Source organism: Rhodococcus sp. 1163, from assembly GCF_002091985.1.
Classification (GTDB): domain Bacteria; phylum Actinomycetota; class Actinomycetes; order Mycobacteriales; family Mycobacteriaceae; genus Rhodococcoides.
Genome location: NZ_MKKX01000028.1, coordinates 162,850 through 179,742, shown reverse-complemented (window position 1 = coordinate 179,742; position 16,893 = coordinate 162,850). Strand labels below are relative to the sequence as shown.

The 16,893-nt window shown below is 63.0% G+C and carries 17 protein-coding genes; 10 read left to right on the top strand and 7 right to left on the bottom strand.

Going from position 1 to position 16,893, the window contains the following annotated elements; translation table 11 throughout:
- The 4 genes from BJD99_RS12180 to phoU all read left to right on the top strand — a co-directional run.
- Positions 1-957, top strand: a 957-nt coding sequence (locus BJD99_RS12180; protein ID WP_084347099.1) for an acyl-ACP desaturase, incomplete at its 5' end; no start/stop codon positions are given.
- A gap of 83 nt (positions 958-1,040) precedes the next feature.
- Complete coding sequence (gene dusB / locus BJD99_RS12175) at positions 1,041-2,180, top strand: tRNA dihydrouridine synthase DusB (RefSeq protein ID WP_084347098.1); 1,140 nt, start codon at positions 1,041-1,043, stop codon at positions 2,178-2,180.
- A gap of 117 nt (positions 2,181-2,297) precedes the next feature.
- Entirely contained in the window at positions 2,298-4,307 is a 2,010-nt protein-coding gene (locus BJD99_RS12170) for an LCP family protein (RefSeq protein WP_084347122.1), read from the top strand.
- A gap of 70 nt (positions 4,308-4,377) precedes the next feature.
- Entirely contained in the window at positions 4,378-5,052 is a 675-nt protein-coding gene (gene phoU / locus BJD99_RS12165; protein ID WP_084347097.1) for a phosphate signaling complex protein PhoU, read from the top strand.
- Positions 5,053-5,129: 77 nt separating this feature from the next.
- Here the strand turns inward: phoU and pstB are convergent, their stop codons facing one another.
- The 6 genes from pstB to BJD99_RS12135 form a co-directional block, all read right to left on the bottom strand.
- Complete coding sequence (gene pstB / locus BJD99_RS12160; RefSeq protein WP_084347096.1) at positions 5,130-5,906, bottom strand: phosphate ABC transporter ATP-binding protein PstB; 777 nt, start codon at positions 5,904-5,906, stop codon at positions 5,130-5,132.
- A gap of 50 nt (positions 5,907-5,956) precedes the next feature.
- Entirely contained in the window at positions 5,957-6,865 is a 909-nt protein-coding gene (gene pstA / locus BJD99_RS12155; protein WP_084347095.1) for a phosphate ABC transporter permease PstA, read from the bottom strand.
- 3 nt (positions 6,866-6,868) lie between these two features.
- A complete protein-coding gene (pstC, locus tag BJD99_RS12150; protein ID WP_084347094.1) occupies positions 6,869-7,912 on the bottom strand; it encodes a phosphate ABC transporter permease subunit PstC in 1,044 nt (347 codons plus the stop codon).
- Between the two features lie 96 nt (positions 7,913-8,008).
- On the bottom strand, positions 8,009-9,103 hold the full coding sequence (gene pstS / locus BJD99_RS12145) for a phosphate ABC transporter substrate-binding protein PstS (RefSeq protein WP_084347093.1): 1,095 nt from the start codon (positions 9,101-9,103) through the stop codon (positions 8,009-8,011).
- A 140-nt stretch (positions 9,104-9,243) separates the two neighbouring features.
- Entirely contained in the window at positions 9,244-10,161 is a 918-nt protein-coding gene (gene mshD / locus BJD99_RS12140) for a mycothiol synthase (RefSeq protein WP_084347092.1), read from the bottom strand.
- On the bottom strand, positions 10,162-10,935 hold the full coding sequence (locus BJD99_RS12135) for a response regulator transcription factor (protein ID WP_084347091.1): 774 nt from the start codon (positions 10,933-10,935) through the stop codon (positions 10,162-10,164).
- A 167-nt stretch (positions 10,936-11,102) separates the two neighbouring features.
- Here BJD99_RS12135 and BJD99_RS12130 point away from each other — a divergent pair, with 167 nt between their 5' ends.
- The 5 genes from BJD99_RS12130 to BJD99_RS12110 all read left to right on the top strand — a co-directional run bounded on the left by BJD99_RS12130 (position 11,103) and on the right by BJD99_RS12110 (position 14,272).
- A complete protein-coding gene (locus BJD99_RS12130; RefSeq protein WP_179142307.1) occupies positions 11,103-11,882 on the top strand; it encodes an LmeA family phospholipid-binding protein in 780 nt (259 codons plus the stop codon).
- Positions 11,879-12,295, top strand: a complete 417-nt coding sequence (locus BJD99_RS12125) for a co-chaperone YbbN (protein ID WP_084347089.1) — start codon at positions 11,879-11,881, stop codon at positions 12,293-12,295. Before BJD99_RS12130 ends, BJD99_RS12125 begins: the two co-directional genes overlap by 4 nt.
- 284 nt (positions 12,296-12,579) lie before the next feature.
- Positions 12,580-13,047, top strand: a complete 468-nt coding sequence (locus BJD99_RS12120; protein ID WP_084347088.1) for a DUF4395 domain-containing protein — start codon at positions 12,580-12,582, stop codon at positions 13,045-13,047.
- Positions 13,048-13,127: 80 nt separating this feature from the next.
- Entirely contained in the window at positions 13,128-13,964 is an 837-nt protein-coding gene (locus BJD99_RS12115; protein ID WP_084347087.1) for a sulfurtransferase, read from the top strand.
- Between the two features lie 2 nt (positions 13,965-13,966).
- Positions 13,967-14,272, top strand: a complete 306-nt coding sequence (locus BJD99_RS12110) for a DUF1416 domain-containing protein (protein ID WP_084347086.1) — start codon at positions 13,967-13,969, stop codon at positions 14,270-14,272.
- 68 nt (positions 14,273-14,340) lie between these two features.
- On the opposite strand, the gene BJD99_RS12105 is transcribed toward BJD99_RS12110, so the two are convergent.
- A complete protein-coding gene (locus BJD99_RS12105) occupies positions 14,341-15,756 on the bottom strand; it encodes a cutinase family protein (RefSeq protein WP_084347085.1) in 1,416 nt (471 codons plus the stop codon).
- A gap of 324 nt (positions 15,757-16,080) precedes the next feature.
- On the opposite strand from BJD99_RS12105, the gene BJD99_RS12100 reads away from it, so the two are divergent.
- Entirely contained in the window at positions 16,081-16,755 is a 675-nt protein-coding gene (locus BJD99_RS12100) for an FABP family protein (RefSeq protein WP_084347084.1), read from the top strand.
- The last annotated feature ends 138 nt before the right edge of the window (positions 16,756-16,893 follow it).

Here is a 16,893-nt window from a genome sequence, read left to right as displayed (position 1 = left end):
ATGGCGAGGGATCTGACACAGCTGGAGCTGCTACACGAGCTGGTTCCTGTTGCGGAAGACAACGTGAACCGCCACATGTCGATGGCGAAGGAGTGGCACCCGCACGATTACGTGCCGTGGGACGAAGGCCGCAACTTCGCTGCACTCGGTGGGGTGGACTACGAACCGGAGCAGAGCACACTCTCCGAGGTAGCGCGAGCAGCGATGATCACCAACCTGCTCACCGAGGACAATCTGCCCTCGTACCACCGCGAGATCGCCGAAAACTTTTCGCAGGACGGCGCCTGGGGCACCTGGGTGGGACGGTGGACCGCGGAGGAGAACCGGCACGGCATCGTCATGCGTGACTACCTGGTGGTCACCCGCGGTGTCGATCCGGTCGCGCTCGAACAGGCCCGGATGATTCACATGACCAACGGTTTCGCCTCACCGGCGGGCGCACAGACCGGACTGTTGCATTCGGTCTCGTACGTCACCTTCCAGGAACTCGCCACGCGCGTCTCGCATCGCAACACCGGCAAGGTGTGCGACGACCCGATCGCCGACCGGATGCTCCAGCGCATCGCCGCGGATGAGAACCTGCACATGATGTTCTACCGCAACGTCACCGCTGCCGCTCTCGACATCGCGCCGGATCAGACGTTGGAAGCGATTTCGCATATCGTGATGAACTTCCAGATGCCCGGTGCCGGGATGCCGAACTTCCGCCGTAACGGTGTGTTGATGGCCAAGCACGGTATCTACGATCTGCGTCAGCACCTCGAGGACGTGGTGTGGCCGGTGCTGCGGAAGTGGCAGATCTTCGAACGTGAGGACTTCACCGGCGTCGGGGAATCCAAGCGTGAAGAGCTGGCCGTGTTCCTCGAAGACCTCGAGCGTCAGGCCACCAAGTTCGAGGAAATGCGTGATCGTTCCCTCGCACGCGAAGCCGCCAAAGCAGAGGCTCGCGCCTCCTGAACTGAGATTCCGTGTGCCCGGTACCGGTATCGGTGCCGGGCACACGGCATTTCTCCCGTCCACAGATTCAAGAGGCTTCTCCCATGACATTGCAGATCGGCTCGCTCGAGCTGAACAGTCCCGTTGTCCTCGCTCCGATGGCAGGTGTGACCAATGTGGCGTTCCGCACATTGTGCCGAGAGCAGGAGATAGCGCGCGCCGGCAGTACGTCGGGCCTGTATGTCTGCGAGATGGTCACTGCTCGTGCGCTCGTCGAGCGCCAGCCCGCCACGATGCACATGACTACCTTCGGTCCGACCGAAACCCCGCGGTCACTGCAGCTCTACACCGTGGATCCGGACACGACTTACGCCGCGGCGAAGATGATCGTCGATGACAACCTCGCCGACCACATCGACCTGAACTTCGGTTGCCCGGTCCCGAAGGTGACGCGGAAAGGCGGCGGCGCCGCGCTCCCCTACAAACGCAAGCTGTTCGGACGCATCGTCGCGGCCGCGGTGAAAGCGACAGAAGGAACGTCGATTCCGGTGACGGTCAAGTTCCGCGTCGGTATCGACGAGGAACATCACACACACCTCGACGCCGGCCGAATCGCGGCAGGCGAAGGTGCGGCAGCCGTGGCGCTGCACGCGCGCACGGCCTCGCAGCGTTATTCGGGAACAGCCGACTGGAGTGAGATCGCTCGGTTGAAGGAGCACGTCACCGATGTCCCCATTCTCGGCAACGGCGATATCTTTTCGGCGTCGGACGCCGTTCGCATGATGGCCGAAACCGGTTGCGACGGAGTCGTCGTCGGTCGAGGATGTCTGGGACGTCCGTGGCTGTTCGCCGAACTCAGTGCACGCTTCGCGGGGCGCGCGGAGCCCACACCCCCGACGCTCGGCGAGGTCGCCGTCATCATTCGCCGCCATGCCGAGCTTCTGGCTGCACACCATGGCGAGAACAAGGGTCTTCGTGAACTGCGCAAGCATGTCTCGTGGTACCTGCGTGGTTTCCCAGCCGGATCCGATCTGCGCGTGGCGATGGCACTGGTGAAGACCTTGACCGAATTGGACGATCTGCTCGGCCAACTCGACACGACGGTGGCATTCCCGAAAGATGCCGAAGGCCCACGTGGCAGACAAGGTTCGCCCGGCGTTGTGTCACTGCCCGAGGGGTGGCTCGATGACCCCGAGGACGATCGAGTGCCGGTCGGAGCAGATTTGATGAATTCCGGCGGCTGACCGAGGTCACGACCGCGAGGATCGGTCGGGGTGGACCCCACAGGTTTCCTCAGTATCATTGCGGGGATCGCCCGACTCGGCGGCAAGAGAGATACGCGGAAGGCCAGGTTCACATTCGTGGGTGACGATCGAGACTCGAGCCCACCTGCGCCCGAAGGACGAGCTCCCTGGGAGCGTCCGATCTCCCGAATCTCACACGAGCCTCGGTCACCGAGTAGCGCGCCGGTGCCGCCCGCATCCTCAACCCCCGCATCCTCACCGCCCGCATCCTCACCGCCCGCATCCTCACCGCCCGCCTCCCGCCGCAAGGTGCCCGAGCCGACCGCCAAATCCGCGGACAGCGAAACCCCTAGCGGCAAATTCAACCGACTAGGTAAGCGTTCCTCTCGAAAATCCGACTCGGTATCGGTCGCCGACCTCGTGGACAAGATGGCCGACGACGATCCACTCGCCGAGACGCCGTCCGTTCGCGCGTGGCCCAGCCGGCCCGAGGTCGATGACCCCACGGAAAAGATCGACCCGATCACGGACTCGACGCCGTCGCCGGTGAGCCCACCCCCGGTTGTCGCGCTGCCCGAAGCCGTCGGCACCCCCGCCGATGATCGGCCGGTCCTGACTCGATTGGCCATGAGCAAGGTTCGCCGGCAAAAGCGCCTCCGCAATATCGGCCGCGGATTCGTTTCCCTCGTCGCCGTTCTCGCGCTTGCTCTCACCGGAATGGTCTGGGGATACCTTCGTAGCACCGACAAAGGCTTTGCACAGGTCGCCGCCCTGGACCTGGATTCGACGGACGTCGTGGACGCCGCCGGTCAATATGGTGACGAGACTTATCTGATCGTCGGTACGGATACTCGTACCGGTGCCAGCGGCCAGGTCGGCGCAGGCACGGTGGCCGATGCCGAAGGCGCCCGCTCGGATACCGTCATGCTGGTCAACATTCCTGCAGATCGAAGCCGTGTCGTCGCAGTCTCGTTCCCACGCGACCTCGACGTTGTTCGCCCTGAATGCGAGGGCTTCGACAATTCCACCAACACGTACACCGGCGAGATGTACCCGTCCGCGGACGGCGACAAGCTCAACGCCACTTATGCGCTCGGCGGGCCCAAGTGCCTCGTCAAGACGATCCAGAAGATCTCCGGTTTGAAGATCAGCCACTTCGTCGGTATGGACTTCGCCGGATTCGAATCGATGGTGGACGAAGTGGGTGGCGTCGAAGTCTGCACGCCGCAGCCCCTGGTCGACTATGAACTCGGCACCGTGCTGGAGACCGCTGGGGAGCAACGTATCGACGGCCGCACGGCGTTGAACTACGTACGAGCACGCAACGTCGAAAGCGAGGGCAACGGCGACTACGGGCGTATCAAGCGTCAACAGCGGTTCCTGTCCTCCCTACTGCGCTCTGCGCTCTCGAACAAGGTCCTGCTCGACCCAGGCAAGCTCAACGGTTTCGTCAATGCCTTCACCAGCGACACCTTCGTCGAGAACGTGAAGACCAAAGACCTTGTCACTCTCGGCCGTTCCCTGCAGAACGTCGACGCGGGAGCGGTCACCTTCCTGACGATCCCCACTTCGGGTACCAACGACTGGGGCAACGAGATCCCGATCGACGATGCCATTGCCGTGATCTTCAGTGCCATCATCAACGACGAGCCGTTGCCCGGCGAAGAACGTCGAGACCCGCCGCCCAGCGCGGAGCCGTCGATTCAACCGACAGCGCCGCTGCTGGCAGTCGATCCGACGACCGTCTCGATCCAGGTCTCCAATGCTTCCGAGATGGTGGGGATGGCGGCCACTGCGTCCAGCGAACTGTCCACCTATGGTTTCCAGATTCTCGATGTCGGTAACTTCGTCGGAACAGCCAAGCAGACCGTCGTCCGCTTCTCGGAGGGCCAGGAATCCGAGGCCGCCACGGTGGCGTCGGCGATCCCCGGGGCAGTCATCGAGCAAGCGCAGGGGCTCGACAGCATCGTCGAGGTCGTACTCGGCTCGGACTATCCCGGGTACTCCACTGCACCGACGGCGTTCGGTGAGCCGATCGAGGCCACTCGAGTTCAGGGTTCGACCGAAGGCGCGCCATTGCCCGAGGATCTGTCGTTCACGAATGCAGCCGACGATACCTGCGCCTGAGCGAGCCATTCACGCTCCGTTCACCCGCTCGACGGTGACCATATGGGTGTGACCTACTAAACTCACAGGTATGCGCGTCGCCTACAAAGAACAGATGAACGACCTTGCCGATATCCTCGGACAGATGGCCACACTGGCCGGCTCTGCGATGGAGAAGGCAACTCAGTCACTACTTCAAGCAGACTTGCTCCTCGCCGAGCAGGTAATCTCCGATCACGACAAGATCTCCGAACTGAGCACCATTGCCGAGGAGAGGGCCTTCACCCTCCTCGCGCTCCAAGCTCCGGTTGCGGGGGATCTCCGCTCGGTCGTATCGGGAATCCAGATCGTCGCCGACATCGAGCGGATGGGGGCGCTCGCCCTGCACGTCGCCAAGATCACCCGGCGTCGTCACCCCAACAACGCCCTCCCCGAGGAGGTCAACGGCTACTTCGCCGAAATGGGTCGAATCGCCGTCCAACTCGGAGCATCTGCGCGCGAGGTTCTCGAGACCCGCGATCCCGAACGCGCCGCCAAGCTCCACGAGGAGGACGAGGCGATGGACGACCTCCATCGTCACCTGTTCACGGTGCTGATGGATCGTGAATGGAGTCACGGCGTCGCTGCGGCTGTAGACGTCACCCTTCTCGGGCGGTTCTACGAGCGCTTCGCAGACCATGCAGTCGAGGTCGGACGCCGAGTCATCTTCCTCGCCACCGGTGAGATGCCGACCGAATTGAGCAGCACGCACCTGCCCAGCAGCTGACTCTTCGCTCGTACCGAACGCGCACAAGAAGAACCCCCGAACGCTGAGCGTTCGGGGGTTCTTTTCCTGTACTTTCCCTAGCCGAAGCGACCGGAGATGTAGTCCTCGGTGGCCTTCTGGGTGGGATTGGAAAAGATCTTCTCGGTGTCGTCGATCTCGATGAGCTTGCCTGGCTTACCGGTCGCCTCGAGGTTGAAGAAACCGGTCTGATCGCTCACGCGTGCGGCCTGCTGCATGTTGTGCGTGACGATGACGATCGTGAAGTCCTTCTTCAGCTCACCGATGAGGTCTTCGATGGCGAGCGTCGAGATCGGGTCCAGCGCCGAGCACGGCTCGTCCATGAGGAGGACGTCGGGCTGCACTGCAATGGCACGGGCAATGCACAGCCGCTGTTGCTGGCCACCGGAAAGACCACCACCGGGCTTGTCGAGGCGGTCTTTGACCTCGTTCCAGAGATTCGCGCCTTTGAGGGAGCGCTCGGCGATCTCGTCGAGTTCTTTCTTGTTCCGTCCGCCCTGCAGCTTCAGGCCCGCGACGACGTTGTCCCGGATCGACATCGTCGGGAACGGGTTGGGGCGCTGGAAGACCATGCCGATGGTACGACGGACACCGACAGGGTCCACGCCGGAGCCGTAGATGTCCTCGCCGTCGAGCAGCACTGATCCTTCTACGCGCGCGCCCGGGGTGACCTCGTGCATGCGGTTGAGCGAACGCAGCACTGTGGATTTGCCGCAACCGGAGGGCCCGATGAAGGCAGTCACGCCACGCGGAGGAACCGCGAGGGTGACACCTGCGACGGCTTGGAACTTGCCGTAGAAGATGTTGACGTCTTTCAGGTCGAGACGTTTTGCCATGATCGGCTCCTGGGTTTCTCGAGCGGGGAGATTCGTGGGTGGCGCAGTGATCAGAAGTTCTTGGGTGCGAAGAACTTGGAGACCAACTTCGCGCCGATGTTGAGCAAAGCAATGATCAGGATCAGCGTCAGTGCTGCTCCCCACATGCGCTCGCTGGTGAGTGCGCCGGTTCCGGCTTTCTGCAGGTCGACCATCATGAGAGGCAGGGAGGTCTGCGGCCCCTCGAACAGATTGAAGTTGATCGCGGTAGCGGAACCGACCAGGATCAGCACCGGCGCGGTCTCACCCATGACGCGGGCGAGCGCGAGCATGATGCCGGTGACGATGCCGGACAGTGCCGTCGGAACGACGATCTTCGCGATGGTCTTCCATTTCGGCACACCTAGTGCGTACGACGCCTCGCGCAGATCCTGCGGAACGATGCGCAGCATCTCCTCCGACGACCGCACGATGACCGGGATCATCAACAGGACCAAGGCAAGCGCGACGGCGATGCCGGACCGGTCGAAGCCGAAGGTGGCGATCCACAGTGTGTAGATGAACAGTGCGGCGACGATGGACGGGACACCGGTCAGAATGTCGACCATGAACGTAGTGATCTTGGCGAGGCGTGTTCCGACACCGTATTCGACGAGGTAGATGGCGACGAAGACACCGATCGGAATCGAAATCAACGCGCAGAACAATCCCTGCATCAGCGTCCCGACAATGGCGTGATAGGCGCCGCCACCAGCGATGAACGGGGTGAGGCCTGCTTGCGAGTTCATCCACCATTCGGGTGCCACCACTGCACTGATGCCGCGCGAGATCACCGTGTAGAGAACCCAGATGAGCGGAACCAGCGCGACCAGTACGGCCAGACTGACCAGCACGGTCGCGAATCCGTTGGCGAACTTACGTCGAGCACTGACGCCCTTGAAGGTCTTTTCCTTGACCGGACGATCCAGCGTTGCGGTCATGGCCTAGGCCTTCTTTCCGGCGATGGCGGCGCGAGCGCCCGCGTTGACGACGAAGGTGAGCACGAAGAGAACGAGGCCCGCCGCGATATAGGCACCCGCCTGGAGCTGGTTGTTGAACTCCCCTGCCGCGAGCGCAATCTTTGTCGCGAAGGTATTTCCGCCGTCGAAGAGTGTCCATCCGAAGGTCGCTTGTGTGCTGCGAATGATGATGTACAGCGCGATGGTCTCGCCGAGTGCGCGCCCGAGCCCGAGCATCGAACCACTGACGAATCCAGACTTTCCGAATGGAATGACGGTGGTCCGGACGACTTCCCATCGGGTTGCGCCGAGCGCGAGGGCCGCTTCGATCTGCCCCTTCGGCGTCTGGACGAAGACTTCACGTGTCACTGCCGCGATGATCGGGAGGATCATGACGGCGAGGACGATCCCGGCGGTGAAGATGGTGCCTCCACCGGCGATCGATACCGACCCGGTGGCGAAGAGCGGAAACCAGGCGAGGTTGGTGTTGAGCCATTCGGCGAGCGGGCTGATGGCCGGCGCCAACACGTACAGGCCCCAGAGCCCGAAGACGATCGACGGAACCGCAGCAAGCAGATCGATGACGTAACCCAACGGGCCCGCCACTTTCTTCGGGGCGTAGTTGGTGAGATAGACGGCGATACCGAGCGCGACCGGCATCGCCAGGATCAACGCGAAGATCGACACGGTCGCGGTCACCAGGAGCAGGTCCCGGATACCGAAGACCATGGCCGAGGTGTCCGAGGTACTCCAACTTCCGTTGTACGTCAGGAAGTTGACCGTGTTGTTCTGCAGCGCCGGAATCGCCCGCCACAGCAGGAACAGTCCGATGGCGGCGATGAGCACGATGATGAAGACACCCGAGCCCTTGGCGAGGGTGGCGAAGATGCGGTCACCAGGGCGAGTGACGGTACCGCCCTTGACCTTCTTGTCCGGCAATTGAATGGACTCTTCCGTGTTCCGGGGCGCCCCGGTCGCGGTGGTGTCATCCGCGGACGTAACGCCGGTGATCGAGTGGGTGTCTCTCATACCGCTCACGTCTCTCGTGTGGTGGTCGAGGACGGGTCCTGCCCGATGCCGAGGAGATTCATCCACGGCATCGACACAGGTTCTCGTCTCATTGAATCAGGCGATCGCGTCGATCGCAGTGACCAAACGCTCTTTGAAGGACTCGGGCAGCGGGACGTAGCCGGCTTGTTCGAGACCCTGCTGGCCCTCGTTGGCCGCGCTGAGCAGGAAGGACTTGACCGCTGCACTGGTGTCGGCGTCGTAGCCTTTCGAGCACACGATTTCGTAGGTGGCAAGAACGAGGGGGTAGGAATTTTCGACGTCGCTCGCGTAGAGGGCGTCGATGTCGATGACGAGGTCGTTACCCTCGCCGGAGAACTCAGCGGTATCGATTGCCGTACCCGCGGTCTCGCTGCTCAGTTCGACCGGTCCGTTCCCGAAGTCGACGTCGGCGGTGCCGAGGTTCTCCTGTTCCGCGAAGCCCTTCTCGACGTACGTGATCGAGCCGGGGGTCGCAGCGACCGCCTGCGCGACCCCGGACGAACCGTTCGCGCCTTCGCCGACGCCACCGGCCCAGTCCGAGCTGTGATCGAGTGTCCACGCCTGCGGAGCAGACGCGGAGAGGAACCGCTGAAAGTTGTCGCTGGTGCCCGAGGAGTCCGACCGATACACCGGAATGATCGCCGTGGACGGTAGCGAGACGCCTTCGTTGACAGCGGCGATCGCCGGGTCGTTCCAGGTGGTGATCTGACCGGTGAAGATCCGGGCCGCGAGCTCGGGGGTGACCACCAAGTTGTCGACACCGTCGAGGTTGTACGCGATGGCAACCGGGCCGAAGACGAGTGGGAGATTCCAAGCGGGGTTGCCCTGGCAGCGTTCGGCGGCTGCGGCAGCCTGCTCTTCCTTGATGGCCGAGTCCGAGCCTGCGAAGTCGACGAGGCCGGCCACGAACTGGGTACGTCCGTTGCCCGAACCACTCGTCGTGTATTCGACGGCTTTGCCGGAGCACATGCCCGCGTAGACGGACGTGAAGTTGTACATCGCGTTCTGCTGAGCAGAGGATCCTTCACCGGTCAGCGGTGACTTGCCCTCACATGTTGCGGCCGTGGTCCCCGATGCCGCTTCGATGTTCGAGTCGCTGCCGCACGCGGTCAGCAGCATGGCACTGATTGCCGCTGCGCTGATCAAAGCAGCATTGCGCTTGAGATTCACCGTTTCCTCCGAGGATTCTTGTTGCCGTTGTCGCTGATAGGGCAGCGTCGGCGCTACCCACAGCAAAACGTAGAGGGAGCCGGTTGACAGCTACCCCCGAAACAATGAACGGAGAATGAACAGAGTGGGCAATTGTCCGTTTACGGACGCGTGTACGCCGCGTCGACGTGGAATCGCGAGAAACCGAGGCGTTCGTAGGTGTGCACAGCAGCGGTGTTGTCCGCCTCGACGTAGAGCAGCACTTCGGCAAGCTGTCGGTCGCGCAGATAGTGCAGGCCTGCGAGGGTCAGAACCCGGCCGAGACCACGCCCCTGAGACGCCGGGTCGATACCGACGACGTAGACCTCGCCGATCTCGTCTTCGCCTGCCTCGGCTTCGTGCACTTTCGTCCAATGGAAGCCGAGCAGATGGTCGGTGCCTTCTTCGAAAGCAAGGAACACCCCGGCCGGGTCGAACCATTCTTCGTCGCGGCGTTCGTCGATGTCCTTCGCGGTCCAGCCACCTTGTTCGGGATGCCAGGCAAACGCTGCACTGTTGACGCGCAGAAGTTCCGCATCATCGCGAGGCCCTTCATAGGTGCGCAACGTGATGCTCTCCGGAACAACAACTTCGGGCAGTTCCGGCGTTGCGAGTGAGCGACGCATTTGCAGCAGTTCACGAGCTACCGTCAGGCCGAGTCGAGCGGCGACCGCCTGTGCGGGTTCGAGATTTCCGTGGGCCCAGACTCGGGCCCCGTCTCCACCCTCGGACAGTGCACGGTCGACGAGGCTGCGTCCCGCGCCTCGGCCGCGGAACTCCGGATCCACGACGACTTCAGCCATCGGCGGAGCCTCGGCCGAACCAGCCGCGATGCCCGCGTAGCCGACAATACGAGTGCCCTCGGAAACAACCAGATGCTGCACCGAACCGTCCGCCGAGATTGCTTTGACGGCCTGTTCCGACAGGGGCGCAGTGCCGTCGGTGACGGCGGCACGTGACACCACCGCCTTGACGGCCTCGGACACGTCCGAGGTCATCGCTGCGGAGTCGAGTCGGGAGATTTCGAACGAGAGGGTCATCTACTGAGCCGCACTTCCGTGGGTCGTGCCGTTGACCGCGGTCAACTCGGCCCCGTCATGGCCATCGTCTTCGTAACCTGCTGCCACCGGCCCACCCTTTGCAGTGCGGGAAGGGCGCACCGCCTTGTATCCGACGTTGCGGACGGTACCGATCAGCGACTCGTACTCGGTGCCGAGTTTCGCGCGGAGGCGGCGAACATGCACGTCCACGGTTCGGGTACCACCGAAGAAGTCGTATCCCCATACCTCCTGGAGCAGCTGAGCACGCGTGAACACACGTCCGGCGTGCAAAGCCAGATACTTGAGGAGCTCGAACTCCTTGTACGTCAGATCGAGGGGGCGTCCGCGCAACCGTGCGGTGTACGTGCCCTCGTCGATCACGAGTTCACCGAGAGTGATTTTTCCCGACGCCTCCGGGCTTGCCACTCCCCCGGAACGTCCGACGAGTAGACGGAGCCGGGCATCGAGCTCGGCGGGTCCGGTGCCGGGGAGAAGAATGTCGTCCAGGCCCCACTCGGAGTTGACCGCGACGAGACCGCCCTCGGTGAGTACGGCCACCACCGGGATCGCCGAGCCGGTACTGCCCAGCAACCGGCACAATCCGCGTGCGGCGGCCAAGTCGGTACGAGCGTCGACCAGGGCGATATCAGCGGAACCTGCCTCCAGGAGCGAGGAAACTTCCGTGGGAACAGGCCGCACATGGTGCGACAGAAGCGCAAGCGACGGTAGAACGGCCTCCGGATTCGGATCGGAGGTCAGAAGCAGGAGCTCCACACAGCCTCTATTCTTACCGCTGTCGTGCCGATATCGAACTGAGTCGATTTTCGGCGGGACGCCGTCTTCGGGAGCGAAGCCGACGGCTTTCTCAGGGGGTAAGACTAACTTGTCCACGGGGACCACCGTTCAACGCAGTCCCGGATCCGTCGGTCACAATGGTCCCCATGCGCAAACTGATCATCGGTCTCGTGAGTCTGCTGGCACTCGCCCTCGTCATCGACTTCGGGGTTGCGGCCTACTCCGAGTACCGCGTCTCTCGCGCAATTCGTGAGGGCGGGGACCTCACCTCGGACCCTCAGGTCACGATCCACGGTTTCCCTTTTCTGACCCAGGCCGCCGAAGGCAAGTACCAGAATGTCGAGGTCCGGGCACAGGACGTCCCCAACGACTACGTCGGGTCGACGACGATCGAAGCCAATCTGCGTGGCGTGTCGATCCCCCTGTCGGACTTGGCCGACGGGTCGGTGCAGACGGTTCCCGTCGATAAACTCGACGGGCGGGTGCGCATCGAGGCGACGGACCTCGGGCGCTTCCTCGGCATCGTCGACCTGCAGGTTTCTGCGCCACCCGCCGACAAGTCGGACGGCACGGGCGGTTCGGGTGGGTCGGGAAAAACGACGAACGGCGGAGTCGTGCTCACCGGCACCGTGCCGGTCGGACCGGTCGAGACCGAAGTCAGCGTCCAGGCAGATTTGATTCTCGATGGTGATCGGGTGAGCATCGTCGCCACCGATTTCTACTTCGGCCCTGAGGGCAGTGCGGACTTCACGATCCCCGACTTCGCGAAGTCTGCTGTGCTCGGTCTGTTCACGAAGACGATCGACCGCCAGACGCTTCCGTTCGGAGTGCTTCCCACCGATGTCTATGCCGAGGGTTCTCAGATCGTGATCGAAGGCTCGGCGGAGAACGTGACGATCGACTTGGACCAGATCGAAAAGCCATGACCGGAATCACAATTCTCGTTGTCGTACTGGTTGCCGCATCGGTAGTCGGCGTAGTCCTCACCTCACGCGCAGGAAAGGTACGGCACGCGGCCACGAAGGGAGCCTCCCCTCGCTTGACCGCCATGCTGGCAGACGCCGGTGCGGTCTCTGGGCACGCCACGGTTCTGCACTTTTCTGCCGACTGGTGTGGCCCCTGTAGTGCTGTGCGACGCGTCGTGGGGCAGGTACTCGCCGAACTGGACGGTCCCACCGAGCTCGAACTCGACATCGACGAACACCAGGCGCTCGCCCGGGAGCTGGGCGTCCTGTCGCTTCCGACGACATTCGTTCTCGACGGACAGCTGAACCAGCACGTTCGGATTGCCGGAGTGCCGAAAGCGGCCGCCCTGAAGGCCGCGTTGCTCGACCTGTAGTTCTGCTGGTCGAAGTTCTCGGGGTAGGGTGTTCGATGTGTTGTCCCGCCATGAGCTGTTGCTCACCAGTCGTCGCACGGTAGACCTGTGCCGACTGGGCGGTTGTTGCTGTCGCTGCTGCTGATCCCTCGTTCCGCCGGTGCCCTTGGTGCGCACTCCGGAAAGTTTTTCAGGCGATCACGGGTAGATCTCTCATTACCCCTCTGCAGATGTGCCGGTTCCGTCCATCGGATCCGCCTAGACAACCGACTCGTTCGACAATCAAGCGCAGGAGCACCTTCACGATGTCTACCGACCTACATTCCGCGGTCGAACAAGTCGATGCCCGTGGCCCACGATTCGCGGCCTGGATCACCACCGCCGTACTCGTCGTAGTTCTGTTGTTGTCGTCCTTCTCCGTTGTTGCCGCGGCAGTGCTGCTGGCTGCGCAGGCCGTGGTCTTTGCGATCGGTGCCGCCTTCGGCCCACAGCGCAGCCCCTACGGCCGACTGTTCGGGCTGTTTCTCGCACCGAGGTTGTCGCCGGCCGGCGAACGCGAGCCGACGCCGCCACTGAGGTTCGCGCAGCTCGTCGGCTTCCTGTTCGCGGCCACCGGTGTCTTCGGTTTCGCCGCTGGGCTACCGACTCTCGGCGCTGTGGCCACTGGCTTCGCACTGTTCGCGGCCTTCCTCAATGCCGCCTTCGCGGTGTGCCTCGGCTGCCAGATCTACCCCCTCGTAGCGCGGTTGCGATCGCAGACCGCCCGCGCCTGACATACCTACCCACCTACCACCTATCCATCACCGACCGACACAATTTCTCCCCTCTGATATCCATCACCGAAAGGAAACCCATGGCCCGCTCCGACGTCCTGGTCTCTGCCGACTGGGCCGAGCAGAACCTGAACGCCACGAAGACCGTTTTCGTCGAGGTCGACGAAGATGCAAGCGCCTACGACGGCGGTCACATCGAAGGCGCAGTGAAACTCGACTGGCGCAAGGACCTGCAGGACCCGGTTCGCCGCGACTTCCTCGGCCAGGACCAGTTCTCAGATCTCCTGTCGGCGAAGGGAATCGCCAACGACGACACCATCGTGCTGTACGGCGGTAACAACAACTGGTTCGCCGCCTACGCGTACTGGTACTTCAAGCTGTACGGCCACAAGGACGTCAAGCTCATCGACGGCGGCCGCAAGAAGTGGGAACTCGACGGTCGTCCGCTGTCGAGCGATGTCGTCACTCGGGACACGACACAGTACCGGGCACAAGCGCCCGACCTGTCGATCCGCGCATTCCGCGACGAGGTCATCGACGCCATCGGCAACAAGAACCTCATCGATGTTCGCTCCCCCGACGAGTTCTCCGGCAAGATCCTCGCGCCGGCGCACCTGCCGCAGGAGCAGGCGCAGCAGCGTGGACACGTACCCTCTGCGATCAACATCCCGTGGAGCACCACTGCCAACGAGGACGGCACGTTCAAGAACGACGACGCCCTCGAGGCGCTGTACAAAGAAAAGGGCTACGACGAGGGCAAGGCGACCATCGCTTACTGCCGCATCGGCGAGCGTTCGAGCCACACCTGGTTCGTTTTGAAGGAACTTCTCGGCAAGTCCGACGTCAAGAACTACGACGGCAGCTGGGTCGAGTACGGCTCCCTCGTGGGAGCACCCATCGAGTTGGAGGTTCACTGATCATGTGCGGAGCACCCGTTCAAGGCCAAACGATTCCGGCAGGCGTCGATGTCGAGAAGGAGACCGTCATCACCGGTCGTGTTCTTGCCACCGACGGTGAGCCTGTGGGCGGCGCATTCGTGCGTTTGCTCGACGGAACCGGCGAGTTCACAGCAGAGGTAGTGGCGTCGGGAACCGGAGACTTCCGGTTCTTCGCGGCCCCCGGCAAGTGGACCCTGCGTGCACTGTCCTCGTCCGGCAACGGTGACGCGGTGATCACCCCCGAAGGTGCAGGCGTGCACTCGGCGGATGTGACCGTCGGAGCCTGATTTCATCCAGAGCACGAAAGAGCCCCGCATCGATTCTTCGTCGATGCGGGGCTCTTTCGTGCTCTGTCCTAGTTCTGCGGTAGCGCTACGCCGAAGGAATCGAGCAGTGCTCCCAGATCGGTGTCACGAGTGAGGGTTCCGGGCGTCGGGAGTGTCTGCGGAGCCGGGTCGGGCTCGACCTCGGAGGGTGCCGGAGATGCATCGCCGGCGCGCTTGTTCTCGCGTTCGATTTCGGCCAGATCCGTCACCCAGGCGACAATTTTTTCGCTCTCCCATACGCGGCCGTCATTCGGATTGTTGTTCCAGTACAACAGGTGCTGGAGGAATCCGAGAAAGATGTACGGCTCGATGAGGACGTCGACTATCCCCCTGTTGTTCGCCACCAGACCTTCGCCTTCGGCACGTACTTTCGCACGCACCGTCTCGGCTCCTGGCCCCATCGCCCAGTCGAGGTCTTCGCGCAGACGCTCAGGGGTCAGCTCTGCACGGGCTTTACCCTCGTCGACCTCATAGGTCCGATCGGAAACCTTGAGAAGCACTTCGAGCAGCGTCTCCTCGGACCCGACCCAGTCCTTCTGGGTGACGATGTCGACGATCGCACGGGTGGCTATGGAGGTCACGGTGCGGGCGAAGTCGGCGACGGTCTGGACGGGGTCGAGCACTGTCAGCCGCATCTGTCCGAGCACTCCGAGCGCCAGTTGCAGCGCGAGAATGTTCGCGGGAGCGTCGCAGGCAAGATCGTAGGGCCGACAAGCCCACGTCATCTTGTCGTTCAGCGTGCCGTAATCCTTGGCCTCCGGCGACTGGAAACCCCCGCGTGTCGGGCCGGGCTCGTCGATATTGGGTACGCCTGCAGGTCGGTACGGATCCCCCAGGAGCGCGACACCGGCGATGTCCTCGCCCGTGACGAGGGCATCGGGTGCGCGGTGTCCGAGTTCCATCGCGACACGCTCGACCACCTCGCCGCCGACGCTGTAGCCGAGGAGCACGAACTTGGTGTCTTCACCGCACTTGTTCTTGTACTCATCGAGCAGACGGTTGGTCGAGGCGACACCTGCGGCAACCGATTCTTGATACGTGGGCACGTCGGAGACCAGGCCCACTCCGTACGTCGATGGATACGGAACGTACAGCCAGCCGACCGATCCCGGGTTGCTCGCGCCGGCCTGGCCGACGGGGAGCGTCACGTTGCCCACCCAATTGCCCGTCGGGGACCGGGGTTCTTCGTTCAGCGGATCACGGTCGGCATCCGAGTCGGTGGCGCCGGACACTGCGAGCATCAGAACGTCCGGGCACTCTCGCGCAAAGTTGTTCGGGTCGACATTCGGGCCGTCGTCTTCGGAAGAGGACCCGGTTGCAGACCCGGTCGTCGACGAGCCCGATTCCGGAGCTGCGGCTGCCGCCGCGGGAACGGCGAGGAGCAACGCCACCCCCAGCGTCGCGGACTTCGTCAAAATCGAGCCCGCACGTGTTCGGCAACGCATCCGAGATCCTCTCCAGCACACTTCGAGACAGCTTTCGACAAGACAAAAAGTCGGGCGCAGACCGCCCGACACCACACTGGAGAAGGTACCGTGCCGAGCCCGAACCGTTTGCTACAGAGTGTGAAACCCCGATGTCAGGGGCCGGATTCTGGGAGATCGCACTATCGACTTCGGCGTTGTCCCCACCGCGATTCTGCGCAGTGAATCGGGTGGGTCTAAACTCGGCGTCGTGGTCATCTTCTTCGAGCTTCTGCTGGCACTGGCTGCAGTAGCCATCATCGCGTTCTCGCTCTACGTCGTCTACCGCTTGGTCACCGAAGAATCGTGACCGAGCGCGCAGCCGACGGGTCGGGCGAGACCACACGGTCCGCCGATGAAGCGATCGCCGAAGCTGCCGAGAAATTTGCGGCGGCGTCGGCACGCAACATTCCGACGTTGCCGGATCTTCCGCACCCTGAAGACACCGCCAACCTTCGCCTCGGACCCGAACTGAATCCAGCGATGCTTGCGCTGCTTCCGTTGGTCGGCGTCTGGCGCGGCGAAGGTGAGGGTCGCGATCCCGAGTCGGGACAGGAGTACCCGTTCGGGCAGCAAATTGTCGTCTCACACGACGGCGGTGCCTACCTCAGCTGGGAATCGCGCTCGTGGCGCCTCGACTCCGACGGCAACTACGCGCATCCCGATCTTCGCGAAACCGGCTTCTGGCGGATCACCGGCGATGACGTCAAGGGCAGCGAGACGCCTGAGGTCATCGAGTTTCTGCTGACGCACAGCACCGGCGTCGTCGAACTCTATTACGGGCACGCACTGAATCAGACTTCGTGGGAACTCGCGACCGATGTCGTCATCCGGTCCACTTCGGGCGCCCTCGTCGGTGGCGCCAAGCGGCTGTACGGCATCGTCGATGGTGCCGACCTCGCGTACGTCGAGGAACGTGTCGACGCCGACGGCGAGCTGGCACCGCGGCTGTCTGCTCGCCTCGTCCGCTATATCGGCTGAAAAGTCACTCATCGGTCCTTCGGGCCGTACTTCCGACGCACGCGAACGGCCCCCGAGCCATACCTGTTTTCAGGTCTCGGCCGGATATGACCGAGGGCTCGGGAGCCGGGTAGCTGCCTTGGATTCGCTTGCCGCTCG